This window comes from Mesorhizobium sp. B2-3-6 (assembly GCF_006442305.1).
GTDB lineage: Bacteria > Pseudomonadota > Alphaproteobacteria > Rhizobiales > Rhizobiaceae > Mesorhizobium.
On the sequence record NZ_VFVW01000008.1, the window covers coordinates 278,353 to 291,933 of the forward strand.

The window sequence follows — 13,581 nt, forward strand, 5'->3', positions numbered from 1 at the left end:
GATGAAATCTGCTCGAGCAAGATGAAATCTGCTCAGGGGAGATCAGCTCTCCCCACTGATTTTGGGGAGGCTAACACGTGAGAACGTGTTCCGCCATGTCGAAATTGCATAGCTGGCATGCGACTAAGCAATTAGAATCATTGAAAATATTGGTGATTAACCTGATATTGGTTACTTTGCCGAGACCGGCAACATGATGGTGATTTCGTCGGCCTGGGACAAATTCAGCGCCTTACGCGCCTGCTCGTCGAGCATGTCCTTCTCCAGCGTGCCGTCGTGCATCAGCTTGACGCGCCGTTCCAGCTCCATCCTGCGCGCCTTGATCGCATCGAGCTGGGCCTGCAGGGCAACAGTCTCGGCCTCCAGCTGGTATTTCGAATTGATGCCGAACTCGCCGTGATAGGCATGAAAGCCGAAATAGGCCAGGAACACCGCGCAGAGCGAGGGGATGATCAGCCGGCCGGTGTTTCTCTGTTTGTGCTGACGCGTCCACATCGTCCGTTCCCTCGCAGTCGCGAACTCGGGCGACCACGGTCTTTTTCGCTCCATTGTGCTTAACGGACGGTTACGGATGACGCGTCCACAGGCGCTCCAACGAAAAAGGGCGGGAATTCCCGCCCCTCACCGCCATCCCTGTGTCAGATGCTCCGGCTCAGCCCTTCAACATCGACTTGCCGGCGTAGCGCGCCTGCTTGCCGAGTTCTTCCTCGATGCGGATGAGCTGGTTGTATTTGGCCATGCGGTCGGAACGCGACAGCGATCCGGTCTTGATCTGCCCGCAATTGGTGGCGACGGCGAGGTCGGCGATGGTCGAATCCTCGGTCTCGCCCGAGCGATGCGACATGACGGCGGTGTAGCCGGCCTTGTGCGCGGTCTCGACGGCATCGAGCGTCTCGGTCAGCGATCCGATCTGGTTGACCTTGACCAGGATCGAATTGGCGACCCCCATGCGGATGCCGTCGCGCAGGCGCGCCGTATTGGTGACGAAGAGATCATCGCCGACGAGCTGCGTCTTCTTGCCGATCAGGTCGGTCAGATATTTCCAGCCTTCCCAGTCATCCTCGGCAAGGCCGTCCTCGATCGAAATGATCGGATAATCGGCGGCGAGCTTGGCCAGGTATTTCGCCTGCGCCTTCGGATCGCGTGTCTTCTTCTCGCCTTCATAGACGTAGTTGCCGTCCTTGAAGAATTCCGTCGCGGCGCAATCGAGGCCGAGCGCAATCTCCTCGCCCGGCTTGAAGCCGGCCTGCTCGATCGACTCCATGATGAAATCGAGCGCCACCGGCGCGCTCTTCAGGTTCGGGGCAAAGCCGCCTTCATCGCCGACATTGGTGTTGTGGCCGGCGTCCTTCAGCTTCTTCCTCAGCGTGTGGAACACCTCCGAACCCCAGCGCACGCCTTCGCGCAGCGTCGGCGCACCGACCGGCAGGATCATGAATTCCTGGAAATCGATCGGGTTGTCGGCATGGGCGCCGCCATTGATGATGTTCATCATGGGTACCGGCAGCAGATGCGCCTTGGTGCCGCCGACATAACGATAGAGCGGCAGGCCGGCGGCTTCGGCCGCGGCCTTGGCCACCGCCAGCGACACACCCAGAATAGCGTTGGCGCCGAGCCGGCTCTTGTTGGGCGTGCCGTCGAGTTCGATCATGGTCTGGTCGATGTGGATCTGGTTTTCGGCTTCCATGCCGCCGATTGCCTCGAACAGTTCGCCGTTGACCGCCTCGACGGCCCGCAGCACGCCCTTGCCGAGATAGCGGGCGCCGCCGTCGCGCAGTTCGACGGCTTCATGCGCGCCGGTGGAAGCTCCAGACGGCACGGCCGCGCGGCCCATCGAACCGTCTTCGAGCACGACATCGACCTCGACGGTCGGATTTCCACGGCTGTCCAGGATTTCACGCCCGACAATGTCGATGATGGCGGTCATTGCGATGTCCCCGATTGATCTGACGAAACGTCGCGCCCGTCTTAGCCAAAGCGGCGCAAAAGGCAATCGGGCCACCGCCAATTATTGCCGCCGGCGCGATTCACGAAGCGCAAATTCCTGTCATCATAAGTCATGCGCCATAGGATGGCCGCCGGTCTATGATGGCGGCTGCGCGGGGCGAAACAGGAGGAGTTTCGCCATGTCCGAGTTAAGCGGTATCGTGAGTTTGTTCCTGATCGCGGCGGCGTTCCTGACGTCCTGCGACAACCAGCAGCCTCCACAGGGCGCGGTGCAACTGTCGACCCTCCGCAGCGCGGAGTAAGCACGGCAGGCGATCATGTAAAAGGCCCCCGCTGCGTTTTGCGGGGGCCTTTTCACGTCAGGCTGGCCGGTCAATGCCAGTAAGGCTCGACCTTGTAGTAATTGTAGGAGGCGTCACGTGCGGCCTCGCCATCGGCGCCCGTCAGCTCGTTGATCGAATAGGCGGGAGCGGCTTTCAGCTGGTCCTTCGAGAATGGCACGACATAGCCGCCCCTATCCTCATCGTAATCCAAACTCGCCCACGGGATGGCGTGATATTTTTCACCCATGCCAAGAAAGCCGCCAAAACCGATCACAGCGAACATGATGCCGTTGGACAGCTTGTCGAGCATGACGTCCTCGATGCTGCCGATCTTCGTGCCTTCGGTGTTATAGACGGATGTGCCGATGACCCGCGAAGCAGCGATAGCCTCTGTGTGTCCTGCCTGGGTTGTCATGATGTGCTCCTCATTGTCGTTGCTCTGGACTTTCACAATGAGGGGCGAGATCGAAGGTTCCCGACTTTTCCGCCGGTCTGTTCGACTTTTTCCACCTGTATAAAGGTGACTTCTTACTGACGTGGCAGGCCGATGCATTGGCCTCCTTGGCGACAACCTTCAGTTGCGCCGGGGTCAGCGGGCCTTCGCCACCCGGTCGAACGCCATCAACCTCTCCAGAAGTGCCGGCATGTCCTTCAGCGGCACCATGTTCGGTCCGTCGGACGAGGTCGAATTATCCGGATCCTGGTGGGTCTCGATGAAGACGCCGGCAACGCCGACGGCGACAGCCGCGCGGGCCAAGGTCTCGACAAAGCGGCGTTCGCCGCCGGACGAACCGCCCTGCCCGCCCGGCTGCTGGACCGAATGGGTGGCGTCGAAAATCACAGGCGCGCCGATGTCGGCCATAATGGGCAGGGCCCGCATGTCGGAGACGAGCGTGTTGTAGCCGAACGAGGCGCCGCGCTCGGTGGTCAAGACATTGGCGTTGCCGGAGCCGGTGATCTTGGCCACCACGTTCTTCATGTCCCAGGGCGCGAGGAACTGTCCCTTCTTGACGTTGATCACCTTGCCCGTCCTTGCGGCGGCAACCAGCATGTCGGTCTGGCGCGACAGGAAGGCCGGGATCTGCAGCACGTCGACATGCGGCGCAACGATGGCGCACTGTTCCTCGGTGTGGACGTCGGTCAGTACCGGCAAGGAGAATTCCTTGCGCAACTCGCCGAAGACCGGGAGCGCCGCTTCCATGCCGGCACCGCGTGTAGCCGACAGGGAGGTGCGGTTGGCCTTGTCGTAGCTGGTCTTGTAGACGAGGCCGATGCCCAACCTGCCTGTCAATTCCTTCAGCGCGCCGGCCATGTCGAAGGCATGCTGGCGTGATTCGAACTGGCAGGGGCCGGCAATCAGCGACAGCGGTGCTGCGTTGTCGAAGACGACATTGCCGACGGTTACCGATGAATTGGGCGCCAAGGCGTTGCTCATTGTATCTCCCGAAAGATGAAGGCCGCGCCCTGCCCGGATGTCGGCTGCACGACGATATCACTGCCCGACATATCGTATCTGATGGAATTGGCTGCAAGCAGACCTGCCGCCACAGCGGCACGCCGAACCGAAAAGACGACTGCCGCGAAGCGGAGTTGCGTCGGCTTACCGGCGGGCACGCCAAAGCGTGCCGTGAAAGAGGCCGGGTCGAGTACAGCCAAGATAGCGTTAGGTAGACGAAAAATGGAGGCGCGCGCGTCAGCCGTCGGATCGTTTACTGCCACGGAAATCAGCCGGCGCTGCTCGGCGGGCTCGTCGCTGATCGCCACGATCTCGACAATTCCCGTGGCACCGTTGGCATGAGCCTGCAGCGCTGTGCGGTCCACTTCCGGCGCGTTGACGCGCTGGCAGGCGAACAGGAACGCATCGGTTGAACCCCCGGTCGACGCGAAGGCCAGTTTGAATGACGCCATGTCGCTTTTGCCGGCAGCGTCGGTGAACGCCCGCGAAAAGCCCAGCATGTCCCCGCCCGACAGGCTCGCATCGACAAAGCGTGCATGGTCCGCATCGGCGTCGTCCGTGGTCAGGACCACGGCGGAAAAACCTTCATTGCCATTGCGGTCACGATAGAGCCGGTCGCGCGCGACGAAGACATTGCCCTGGCCGGCGGCCTTCATCGCGGCCTGATCATCGCCTACAGCCAGCGGTTCCAGATAGGTGCCGTCCGCGAGGAAGACGCAGCAATTTTCCGTGCCGAATGGATGGATGCCTGTCGGCGCGACGATGAAGCCGAGGGCCGTTAGCCGCGCCCGCGCCACATCCAGGCTCGAGGTCGGCAGCACGAGGTGATCGAGCGGATGAGTGCCTGTGGGTGGTGTTTGGATCATGCCAGCGCGGTGTGCATCATTGCGCAAAAGGGTTCAAGGGCCCCCGAATCAGCTTCCGGCCACCACATCGGCGGAATAACGCAGTTCGCGCAATGGCTTGACCCTGCTGGTGGTCTGCGCATAGAGCGGATGCGCCTTGTAGGCGGCCAATGCGGCGGCATCCGTGAATTCGGCATAGACGACCACGTCGATCTCATCCGACAGCGGATCGACCTTGGTGTTCAGCGTCACCTCGAACAGGCTGGAATGGGGAATGCCGCCGAGCGCCAGCAGCCCAGAGCGCACTGCCTCCACATCCTCGCCACGCCGCGCGCTGAAGAAAACGATATGCCGGATCAACCCCGCCTCCTCGATCAAAAATCCGGGGTCTTTTGTGACGACGAAACCGTCAGGTCAACCGTTCAGGGTGCCGCGCGTCCTTGCGACGCGCCCGGGATGCACGAGACCTGAACGGGAACTAGGCCTTGCCGGTGACGTAACGCACCACGTGAGAGACATTCCTCACCGTCATATCGAGGTACCGGCCCTGGTTGTAGAGACCGTCCCAGATCAGGAAAAACGCAACGGCGGCGATGACGATGACATAACGCATGGCTAATCTATCGCATAAGCCCGGCTGTGCTCATAGACGTTTCCGCCAGGCAAAGACGGGATCCGTGTCGACCCTCGTCCGGTATATGAACTCTCGGCACCTGGAACTGCCAAATCAATGCCGGCGCGCCTTCGATCTCGTCGCCGGGCGACTGGCCGGGCATGATCCAGAAATGGCCCGCGGCCCAATTGCGAATGGCGGTCAGAGAAGGATGCGGTATTTCGCAAATCCTGCCTCGCCGGCGCCCGCCGGCTCGATCTTCAATGACTTCACTTCGGCGATGAGGTCCTTCGCCTTGGGCCCTGTCTCGAACACGACGCTGGTTCCGGGCAGCGGCGCGAACGACCAGTTGCCGTCCGCCGACGGGTTGATGGTGCCCTGCTTGACGATGTAGCGGACGATGACGTCGCGGTTGGTGTCTGGCGCTTCGTAGATAATTTTGGAAGCGTCGATGTCAGGAAAATTGCCGCCGCCGCCGGCCCGGTAGTTGTTCGTTGCAACGACAAATTTCTGATTGGGATCAATCGGTTTGCCGTCGAACATCAGGCCGACGATGCGATTGGCACTAGCATTGGCCAGCCCGCCCTTGGCATCGTATTTCGGCGGCTGCGACAGATCTATTCTGTAGGTGACGCCGTCGATAACGTCGAAATTGTAGGACGGAAAGTCGGTGTTGATGAGCGCCTGGTCGGCCTTGCCAGGTTCGATCCGGTTGAAGATGCCGGCCGACATTTCCAGCCATTCCTTGACCTGCGCTCCGGTAATCTCAACGGCCCGCACGGTGTTGGGATAAAGGTAGAGGTCGGCGACGTTCTTGATGGCGATGTCGCCTGCCGGCACATCGGTGTAGTAGTCGGCGCCGTTGCGCCCGCCGGCCTTGAAGGGGGCTGCCGCCGACAGCAGCGGCACGTCCTTCCATTGTGTGTTTTTCAGGATGTCCTGAAGGTACCAGGTCTGCGCCTGGCTGACGACCTGAACCGACGGATCGTCGGCGACCAGCGCGAAATAGGAATAGAGCGGCGCTGCGGTCTTGCCGACGGGACGACGCACATAGGCGAGCGTTGCCTGGTGGTCCTGCTCGAGCGCGGCGATGATGCGGTTGTCGTCCGCGACAGTCGGCTTGTTCTTGTTGTCGACACGTTCGAAGATCGGCCGCGCTTCCGAGGTGGCGGACACGATCTTCCATTTCGAGCCGTCGCGCTCCAGCATCAGGTCGATCAGGCCCATATGCGAGCCCCAGAAGCCGCCCATGACGGCCGGCTTGCCCTGCAGCGTACCCTTTTGCTCATCGACGCCTTCGAGCGCCTGAAAATCCTTCTTGCCAGGGAACACCAGATGCTGGTGACCCGTGAACACCGCGTCGATGCCTTCGACGCCGGCGACAAAGAACGATGCGTTCTCCATCATATCGCCCTGCTTGACGTCGATGCCAGAATGCGAGAGCGCGATGATAATGTCGGCGCCCTCTTCCTTCATCTGCGGCACCCAGGCCTTGGCGGCCTCGACAATGTCGCGCGTTCTGACATTACCTTCGAGGTTCTTGAGATCCCAGACCATGATCTGCGGCGGCACGAAGCCGATGATGCCAATCCTGATCGGTTGCTCGGTGCCTGAACCGTCGCTGATCTTCTTGTCGAGGATGACGTAGGGCTTGAGGTAGAGCTTGTCGTCGCGCGGGTTCGCGGCAAGCTCGGTGCCGCGGATCAGGTTGGCGCAGACGAAGGGGAAATTGGCGCCGGCCAGAACCTTGTCCATGAAGGACAGGCCGTAGTTGAATTCGTGGTTGCCCAACGTCGAGCACTCGTAGCCGAGCAGGTTCATGCCTTTCATGATCGGATGCAGGTCACCGTCCTTCATGCCCTTTTCATAGGCGATGTAGTCGCCCATCGGATTGCCCTGCAGCAGGTCGCCATTGTCGATCAGCATCGAATTAACGGCTTGCTTGCGCACCGCGTCGATCAGGGAGGCCGTGCGCGACAGTCCCATCGTGTCATTCGCTTTGTCGGCGTAATAGTCATAGGGCAGCACATTCACATGGATGTCGGTGGTCTCCATGATCCGGAGATGCGCCTGGTTGGCCTGGGCGCGGGCGGAGAAAGGGTGAAGCGCAATCAGCGCGCCCGTGGCGGCGGCGCCCGCGAGGAGACCGCGGCGGGAGACGGAATGGAGCGGCGACATGTTTTCTCCTTTTCGACGACACGAAAGACCCTGGCCGAAAGCGAACTTCGCGCTGAAACCTATTCGAGTCCATTCAAGAAGTTGCGCGCATCGGAGCTGTCAGTCGATCAGCAACAGATGACGCGCGGATGAACGGGCGCAAGCGCGGAAGATCAGCCCTTGTCGTCGTCGCCCTGCGTGATCAGGCGGGCGCTGCGTTGGCCCGTGACGTAGATCCATAGCCAGCTCAGCGACACCGCGAGCCGGTTGCGGAAGCCGATCAGGAAATAGATGTGCGCCAGTCCCCACAGCCACCAGGCCGGCCAGCCGGTCAGCCTGATCCAGCCGAAATCGATCGCCGCGGCGCGCTTGCCGATCGTGGCCAGGTCCCCGGCATGCTTGTAGTGGAACGGCCGTACGCTCGTATCGCCGGCAAGCCTGGCCTTGATGGTCGCGGCAACATGGCGGCCCTCCTGCTTGGCGGAAGGCGCCACGCCGGGAACGGGCCGTCCATCGGGCCGCAGCACGAGAGCGGCGTCGCCGATGACGAAAATCTCGGGGCTGCCCGGCACGGTGAGATCGGGTTCAACCAGCACCCTTCCCGCCCGGTCGGCGGCGGCGCCCAGCCATTCGGCTGCCGGCGAAGCGGCAACGCCCGCCGCCCACAATATGGTCCTCGCCGGCAGATGCGTGTCGCCGAAGACGACGCCCTCGGCGTCGCAGCGCGTGACCGCCCGGCCGAGTTCGATCGTCACGCCGAGCCGCTTCAACGCCTTTCCGGCATAATCGGACAGTTTCGGCGCAAAATTGGCCAGTATGCGGTCGCCAGCCTCGATCAGCACCACACGCGTCTCGCGCGTGTCGATGTTGCGGAATTCGCCGCGCAGTGTGTCGTGCGCCAGTTCGGCAATGGTGCCGGCAAGTTCGACACCGGTCGGACCACCGCCGACGATCGCAATCGTCAGCAGCGCCTGGCGCCTGGCAGGATCGGTTTCCCGCTCGGCCTGCTCGAAGGCGAGCAGAATGCGCCGTCGAATGGTGGTGGCGTCCTCCAGCGTCTTCAGCCCTGGCGCGAACGGCTCCCATTCGTCGTGGCCGAAATAGGCGTGTCGGGCGCCGGTGGCGAGCACCAGCGTGTCGTAGGCGACGGTGCTGCCGTCATCGAGCAGCACGCGTTTTCCGGCTCGGTCGATGCCGGTGACATTGGCGAGCAGCGTCGTCACGTCCTTGCGCTTGCGCAGCAGGTGGCGGATCGGCCAGGCGACCTCCGAGGTCGCCAGCGCTGTCGTTGCGACCTGGTAGAGCAGCGGCTGGAAAAGATGGTGATTGCGTTTGTCGATCATGGTGATGCGCACGGGCACACCGGCGAGAGCGCGGGTGAATTCGAGGCCGCCGAACCCCGCCCCTACGACGACGACATGGTGATTGGCTTGATCCATCGCATTCACCCTGACCAGCAATATCGCATGCCTTTGATGTAGGAGCTTTTGTGCAATGCAACAACACGAAGGCCGTGCCCGAGACTCGTCGTTCCATGTCGTGAATGCACATGTCGCATCCCCCCGCCGGGTATAGCGTTATGGAAAACAGCGATGAGGTGAAGCATGGCCAACGATCACGACGACCAGGGTCCGGCGCAATATTCCTCGCCGCCATGCTTCATGCACGAACTCGATCCCGCGTTTCACGCGCCGATATCCGATTGGACCGACGTCAGACGATGGCGCAAGGCCGAACGGGAACGCCTGATCGCGGCGCGTCTCGCGGTTTCCGCCGATGCGCGAACGGCGATGTCGCAGAGCATCGCCGGAGCCCTCGACGCGGCGATCGGCGATATCGCCGGCCGCATGGTCAGCCTCTATTGGCCGTTTCGCGGCGAGCCGGACCTGCGGCCATGGATGGCCGCCATCAATGAACGAGGCGGGCGCACCGCGCTGCCCGTCGTCATCGAAAAGGCACAGCCGCTGATCTTCCGGGCCTATGTTCCGGGCGACCGGCTGGAGAAGGGCGTGTGGAACATTCCGATTCCGGCCGAGGGCGAACCGGTCTTGCCCGACATCGTCATCTCACCGATCGTCGGCATCGATTCCGGCAATTATCGCCTGGGCTATGGCGGCGGGTTCTACGACCGAACGCTGGCGGCGATGCCGTTCAAGCCGCTGGTCATCGGCGTCGGCTACGAATTGCAGCGAATCGCCACCATCTACCCGCAGCCGCACGATATCCCGATGGACCGGATCGTGACGGATGCTGCCAAGGCGTAGACGGCTGAAGGCGTGGAAGGCTGAGAATGCTCAGGCCATTTCGGGCTTCAGGCCCATCGCCGTCCGGTCGATGATTTCGCGCAGGGCAAAAGACGAATTGATCTTCGTCACATGCGGCATCGCCGACAGCCACTCCTTGTGGATGCGTTCGTAGTCGGCAAGGTCCTTGGCCGCGATCCTGAGGATGTAGTCGTACTCGCCCGACATCAGGTGGCAGGACAGCACGTTCGGGCAGCGCTTGATCGCAGCCTCGAAATCCGACAGCGTCTTCTCGAACTGGCCCGACAGCGATATGTGCACGATCGCCGTCATCTGGTGACCAAGTGCTGCATTGGAAAGCCGGGCATGATAGCCGCGGATGGTTCCGGATTTCTCCAGATTGTCGAGCCGGCGCGAACAGGCCGACTGGGACAGGCCGACCCTTTCGGCAAGGGCGGCGTTCGGCATCCGGCCATCCTTCTGCAATGTCTCCAGAATGGCGATATCAATCCTGTCGAGCGGCATTCTTCGTGATTCCTGCGAATTTCTATGCATTTTACGCAACAACTATCGAATAGCGAGCCCTCCTGCAAGTGCATTCGCAAACACTTACGCAACGATTCGTGGTTGACTACGTCAATACAGGGAACGAGCCCCGAAGGGCCGTGTCAGGAGAAAAGAAAATGCGCGTCGGCTGCCCCCGGGAAATCAAGAACCATGAATATCGCGTCGGACTTACGCCCGGCTCGGTCCGCGAATATGTCGCCCACGGACATGAGGTGCTGGTCGAGACCGGCGCCGGGGCTGGCATTGGCGCCGACGACAACGCCTATCGCGCCGCCGGCGCCACCATCGCCAAGACGGCGGCCGATGTGTTCGCCAAGTCGGATATGATCGTCAAGGTGAAGGAGCCGCAGCCTAACGAATGGGCCCAATTGCGCGATGGCCAGATCCTCTACACCTATCTTCACCTCGCTCCGGATCCGGAACAGACCAAGGGCCTGCTCGCTTCGGGCGTTACCGCCATCGCCTATGAAACGGTGACCGATGACCGGGGCGGCCTGCCGTTGCTGGCGCCGATGTCGGAAGTCGCCGGCCGCCTGTCGATCCAGGCCGGCGCCACGGCGCTGCAGAAGGCCAATGGCGGCCGCGGCGTGCTGCTCGGCGGCGTGCCCGGCGTGCTGCCCGGCAAGGTCACCGTGCTCGGCGGCGGCGTCGTCGGCCTGCACGCAGCCAGGATGGCGGCTGGCCTGGGCGCCGACGTCACCATCATCGACCGCTCGATCCCGCGCCTGCGCCAGCTCGACGACCTCTTTGCCGGCCGCGTCCACACCCGCTATTCGACCGTGGAGGCTCTGGAAGAAGAGTGCTTTTCCGCCGACATCGTTGTCGGCGCCGTGCTGATCCCGGGTGCTGCGGCGCCGAAGCTGGTCTCGCGCGAAATGCTTTCGGGCATGAAGAAGGGGTCGGTGCTGGTCGACGTCGCCATCGACCAGGGCGGCTGCTTCGAGACCTCGCACGCGACCACGCATGCCGAGCCGACCTACGAGGTCGACGGCGTCATCCACTACTGCGTCGCCAACATGCCGGGCGCCGTGCCGGTCACCTCAGCACATGCACTCAACAACGCGACGCTGCACTATGGCCTTCAGCTCGCCGATAAGGGGCTAAAGGCGCTGGTCGACGACCATCATCTGCGCAATGGACTCAACGTCCACAGAGGCAAGATCACCAACCGTGCGGTCGCCGAAGCGCTCGGCTACGAACTGGTCGAACCGAAGGCGGTTCTCGCGGCCTGATTCTCCTGAGAGGATACCTGCCTCCCGTCAGCCCGCCGGTCATTCCCGGCGGGTTTTTTCTTTCCGGATTGGCGGCTGTCAGGCCTGCACCCGGCTCGGACTTAAAACATGTGCCGCAACCTGCGTCTCGGCGCCAATTGCAAGTTTAACTGAGCCCTCCAGGCAAATAGTCGAAGCCCATATGCTTCTTTGCGCAGAAAATTTCTGTGGAAGGTTCAGGCAAACAAAAAAGCGGAGCCAAGGCCCCGCTTCCTCGATGTCGAGATTTGCCGCCGGTTCATCCGCGGTCGACAAATCGATCGACGGCTACCCGTGTACCGCAATGGTATGACAGGAGTACGACAGCGCTCCGCTATCGCACCGCCACGTCAGACACGTTCGATCCGGCACTGGAAGCAATTGTTGCGCGCCGAGCGGACATGCACGTAGGCAATCTCGTCGCGTTCCAAGAGAGCCTCGGCGCGCGCGGCGATCGCATCGGTCGCAATGACGCCACCGCTGCCATAGACGATGCGGTCATCCCTGCCGTAGCCGCGCACGATATAGTCCGGGCTTTCGAGAATTTCGGGAAGTGCCTGAGATTCCGCGGCGCGCTCGCATTCCTGCGCGTGAAGGAAGATCGGTCCGGTCTCGGCATAGGGCTGAAGTTTGGGGAATGGCCGGTAGGCCAGGATGAGATAGTCGTCTCCGTCGGCGATGTTCTTCAGGCAATGCCGGCATGGCATGCCGTCGCCGTCGGAGACCTTACGCTCGGGCGTGTTTCCATAGGCATCGGGCCCGCCTCGCTGAAGCGCTCGTACATCTTGTGTCGGCAAGGCTTTGAACTGGATGGTCATGGCGAAAATCTCCGATGTCATTGATCGGAAATTATGCGCATCAGCCCCCGCCTCCCACCCGATTCTTGACAATCATTGGCCCTTTGGTCGGCTTGTTCCAGCCGACCAAGGCAAGGCGAACTTCACCGGATTGTCGGAACTCCCTCAGCGAATGAAGTCGTCAAAGCGACGGAGGGTGACCCGCCGGTTCCGCCAGTTTTCGTTCTGCGTCTGCACCAGCAGGAATTCCTCGCCATAACCGACCGTCTCCAAAGCATAGGCCGGCACGCCGAACTCGCGCACCAGCGTGCGCTTCAGCGAGGCGGCGCGCTGTTCCGACAGGATCCGGTTCGATTGGAAGGAGCCGACGGCGTCGGTATGGCCCTCGATGAGGACGCGCGCCCCGGGGTTGCGGCGCAGGATACGCTGCAACGCATCGGCGATAGTGTCGATCTTGTCGTATTGCGAGCTGGAGATCGCGGCCGAGCCGAAAGCGAAATTGATCGACTGGATATCGATCGACCGGGCCATGCGGCGCAGGTCCGGCCGGCGCTTGAACTCACGGATGGTGACGCGCTCGTTCGGGCGCAGCTTCACGCGGGGTGCCGCCTCGAGCTTTCGTTCGATGGTTGCGGCCGAAGGCGTTGTCGCCTGCGCGGCGGCGAGACCGGGCATTGCGATTGCCGCGATCAGCGCGGCGGCAAGGGTACGGCGGGTCAGCATGTCTTTTCTCCTTCGGCCCGTATTATGTGCGGGCAAGATGGCAGAGACAGGCTGAAGCGCGGATGAACGAGAGGTTCAGCTTTTGTGAGGGCGTCGCTATGGCCGCATGACGCTGGCCGAGCGCTCGGCGAAGGGCAGAGGGTGAACGGTCTCCTTCTTCTGCGCCACCGGCGCGAAGCCGAGCTTCTGGTAGAGCGGCAAGGCAGCAGGATGGTCGAGCGTGCAGGTCTGCACCGTCACCCGCTTCGGTCCATACGACCAAGCCGCGGCGATCGCCGATCCCAGGAACCAGCGGCCGATGCCTTGCCCGGTGGCGTGTTCCATCATGCCGAAATAGGCAAGCTCGACTTCTTCCGGCAGATGCGGCTTGAGGTCGAAAAAACCGGCGGGCGCGCCATCGAGATAGAGCACCCTGATGTCGCGGTCCTCGCGGTGGATGCCGGCCGAAAGCTCGTCGTCATCCAGCCTCAGCACATTGACCCAGTGCCATTTACGCCCCACCCGATCCATCAGGTACCGGTAGAAATGCAGCGGAATGTCCTTAGTTTTCAGGAGTGCGACCTGGCGGTTGTAGGGCATGGGCGGCGACACGGCCGGTGGCGCATGCATCTCGAGGAACGTCACCGTGACTTCGATGTCCTTCAGCTCGCCGTTTTCCAT

The 13,581-nt window shown here is 62.0% G+C and carries 16 protein-coding genes; 3 read left to right on the forward strand and 13 right to left on the reverse strand.

The window, feature by feature from the left end:
- Positions 1-171 precede the first annotated feature (171 nt).
- Both FJ953_RS23410 and eno read right to left on the reverse strand, forming a co-directional pair.
- The gene (locus FJ953_RS23410; RefSeq protein ID WP_140501344.1) at positions 172-495 is read right to left on the reverse strand and encodes a septum formation initiator family protein; all 324 of its coding nucleotides are present in this window, start codon (positions 493-495) and stop codon (positions 172-174) included.
- A 157-nt stretch (positions 496-652) separates the two neighbouring features.
- Positions 653-1,927, reverse strand: a complete 1,275-nt coding sequence (eno, locus tag FJ953_RS23415) for a phosphopyruvate hydratase (RefSeq protein ID WP_140501342.1) — start codon at positions 1,925-1,927, stop codon at positions 653-655.
- Between the two features lie 199 nt (positions 1,928-2,126).
- Here eno and FJ953_RS31130 point away from each other — a divergent pair, with 199 nt between their 5' ends.
- Entirely contained in the window at positions 2,127-2,249 is a 123-nt protein-coding gene (locus tag FJ953_RS31130) for a hypothetical protein (protein ID WP_263483006.1), read from the forward strand.
- 70 nt (positions 2,250-2,319) lie between these two features.
- Here the strand turns inward: FJ953_RS31130 and FJ953_RS23420 are convergent, their stop codons facing one another.
- The 7 genes from FJ953_RS23420 to FJ953_RS23445 all read right to left on the reverse strand — a co-directional run bounded on the left by FJ953_RS23420 (position 2,320) and on the right by FJ953_RS23445 (position 8,780).
- Positions 2,320-2,685: a PRC-barrel domain-containing protein gene (locus tag FJ953_RS23420; protein ID WP_140501340.1), complete on the reverse strand. Its 366-nt coding sequence runs from the start codon at positions 2,683-2,685 to the stop codon at positions 2,320-2,322.
- A 174-nt stretch (positions 2,686-2,859) separates the two neighbouring features.
- Positions 2,860-3,705, reverse strand: a complete 846-nt coding sequence (gene kdsA / locus FJ953_RS23425) for a 3-deoxy-8-phosphooctulonate synthase (RefSeq protein WP_140625157.1) — start codon at positions 3,703-3,705, stop codon at positions 2,860-2,862.
- Positions 3,702-4,592, reverse strand: a complete 891-nt coding sequence (locus tag FJ953_RS23430; protein WP_140501350.1) for a VOC family protein — start codon at positions 4,590-4,592, stop codon at positions 3,702-3,704. Before FJ953_RS23430 ends, kdsA begins: the two co-directional genes overlap by 4 nt.
- Before the next feature lie 48 nt (positions 4,593-4,640).
- Complete coding sequence (locus tag FJ953_RS23435; protein ID WP_140501335.1) at positions 4,641-4,931, reverse strand: Dabb family protein; 291 nt, start codon at positions 4,929-4,931, stop codon at positions 4,641-4,643.
- A 118-nt stretch (positions 4,932-5,049) separates the two neighbouring features.
- The gene (locus tag FJ953_RS31135; RefSeq protein WP_263486323.1) at positions 5,050-5,184 is read right to left on the reverse strand and encodes a hypothetical protein; all 135 of its coding nucleotides are present in this window, start codon (positions 5,182-5,184) and stop codon (positions 5,050-5,052) included.
- A 201-nt stretch (positions 5,185-5,385) separates the two neighbouring features.
- Positions 5,386-7,362, reverse strand: a complete 1,977-nt coding sequence (locus tag FJ953_RS23440; RefSeq protein ID WP_140625158.1) for a bifunctional 2',3'-cyclic-nucleotide 2'-phosphodiesterase/3'-nucleotidase — start codon at positions 7,360-7,362, stop codon at positions 5,386-5,388.
- Between the two features lie 152 nt (positions 7,363-7,514).
- On the reverse strand, positions 7,515-8,780 hold the full coding sequence (locus FJ953_RS23445) for an NAD(P)/FAD-dependent oxidoreductase (RefSeq protein ID WP_140625159.1): 1,266 nt from the start codon (positions 8,778-8,780) through the stop codon (positions 7,515-7,517).
- Between the two features lie 165 nt (positions 8,781-8,945).
- Here FJ953_RS23445 and FJ953_RS23450 point away from each other — a divergent pair, with 165 nt between their 5' ends.
- Entirely contained in the window at positions 8,946-9,605 is a 660-nt protein-coding gene (locus FJ953_RS23450; protein ID WP_140557267.1) for a 5-formyltetrahydrofolate cyclo-ligase, read from the forward strand.
- A gap of 30 nt (positions 9,606-9,635) precedes the next feature.
- Here FJ953_RS23450 and FJ953_RS23455 read toward each other — a convergent pair whose 3' ends face one another.
- The gene (locus FJ953_RS23455; RefSeq protein ID WP_140557269.1) at positions 9,636-10,109 is read right to left on the reverse strand and encodes an Lrp/AsnC family transcriptional regulator; all 474 of its coding nucleotides are present in this window, start codon (positions 10,107-10,109) and stop codon (positions 9,636-9,638) included.
- 158 nt (positions 10,110-10,267) lie between these two features.
- Here FJ953_RS23455 and ald point away from each other — a divergent pair, with 158 nt between their 5' ends.
- On the forward strand, positions 10,268-11,383 hold the full coding sequence (gene ald / locus FJ953_RS23460; protein WP_140501325.1) for an alanine dehydrogenase: 1,116 nt from the start codon (positions 10,268-10,270) through the stop codon (positions 11,381-11,383).
- Positions 11,384-11,751: 368 nt separating this feature from the next.
- Here the strand turns inward: ald and FJ953_RS23465 are convergent, their stop codons facing one another.
- The 3 genes from FJ953_RS23465 to FJ953_RS23475 form a co-directional block, all read right to left on the reverse strand.
- Complete coding sequence (locus tag FJ953_RS23465; protein WP_140557270.1) at positions 11,752-12,219, reverse strand: DUF1203 domain-containing protein; 468 nt, start codon at positions 12,217-12,219, stop codon at positions 11,752-11,754.
- Between the two features lie 144 nt (positions 12,220-12,363).
- The gene (locus FJ953_RS23470) at positions 12,364-12,921 is read right to left on the reverse strand and encodes an OmpA family protein (RefSeq protein WP_140501321.1); all 558 of its coding nucleotides are present in this window, start codon (positions 12,919-12,921) and stop codon (positions 12,364-12,366) included.
- A gap of 96 nt (positions 12,922-13,017) precedes the next feature.
- Entirely contained in the window at positions 13,018-13,581 is a 564-nt protein-coding gene (locus FJ953_RS23475; protein WP_140501320.1) for a GNAT family N-acetyltransferase, read from the reverse strand.

Bases quoted from the DNA above. Each gene is read 5' to 3' on its own strand.
- FJ953_RS23465 (WP_140557270.1), bottom strand. From the start codon at position 12,219: ATGACCATCCAGTTCAAAGCCTTGCCGACACAAGATGTACGAGCGCTT.
- FJ953_RS23445 (WP_140625159.1), bottom strand. From the start codon at position 8,780: ATGGATCAAGCCAATCACCATGTCGTCGTCGTAGGGGCGGGGTTCGGC.
- ald (WP_140501325.1), top strand. From the start codon at position 10,268: ATGCGCGTCGGCTGCCCCCGGGAAATCAAGAACCATGAATATCGCGTC.
- eno (WP_140501342.1), bottom strand. From the start codon at position 1,927: ATGACCGCCATCATCGACATTGTCGGGCGTGAAATCCTGGACAGCCGT.
- FJ953_RS31135 (WP_263486323.1), bottom strand. From the start codon at position 5,184: ATGCGTTATGTCATCGTCATCGCCGCCGTTGCGTTTTTCCTGATCTGG.
- FJ953_RS23470 (WP_140501321.1), bottom strand. From the start codon at position 12,921: ATGCTGACCCGCCGTACCCTTGCCGCCGCGCTGATCGCGGCAATCGCA.
- FJ953_RS23450 (WP_140557267.1), top strand. From the start codon at position 8,946: ATGGCCAACGATCACGACGACCAGGGTCCGGCGCAATATTCCTCGCCG.
- FJ953_RS23475 (WP_140501320.1), bottom strand. From the start codon at position 13,581: ATGGAAAACGGCGAGCTGAAGGACATCGAAGTCACGGTGACGTTCCTC.
- FJ953_RS23455 (WP_140557269.1), bottom strand. From the start codon at position 10,109: ATGCCGCTCGACAGGATTGATATCGCCATTCTGGAGACATTGCAGAAG.
- FJ953_RS23410 (WP_140501344.1), bottom strand. From the start codon at position 495: ATGTGGACGCGTCAGCACAAACAGAGAAACACCGGCCGGCTGATCATC.
- FJ953_RS23440 (WP_140625158.1), bottom strand. From the start codon at position 7,362: ATGTCGCCGCTCCATTCCGTCTCCCGCCGCGGTCTCCTCGCGGGCGCC.
- FJ953_RS23430 (WP_140501350.1), bottom strand. From the start codon at position 4,592: ATGATCCAAACACCACCCACAGGCACTCATCCGCTCGATCACCTCGTG.
- kdsA (WP_140625157.1), bottom strand. From the start codon at position 3,705: ATGAGCAACGCCTTGGCGCCCAATTCATCGGTAACCGTCGGCAATGTC.
- FJ953_RS23420 (WP_140501340.1), bottom strand. From the start codon at position 2,685: ATGACAACCCAGGCAGGACACACAGAGGCTATCGCTGCTTCGCGGGTC.
- FJ953_RS31130 (WP_263483006.1), top strand. From the start codon at position 2,127: ATGTCCGAGTTAAGCGGTATCGTGAGTTTGTTCCTGATCGCGGCGGCG.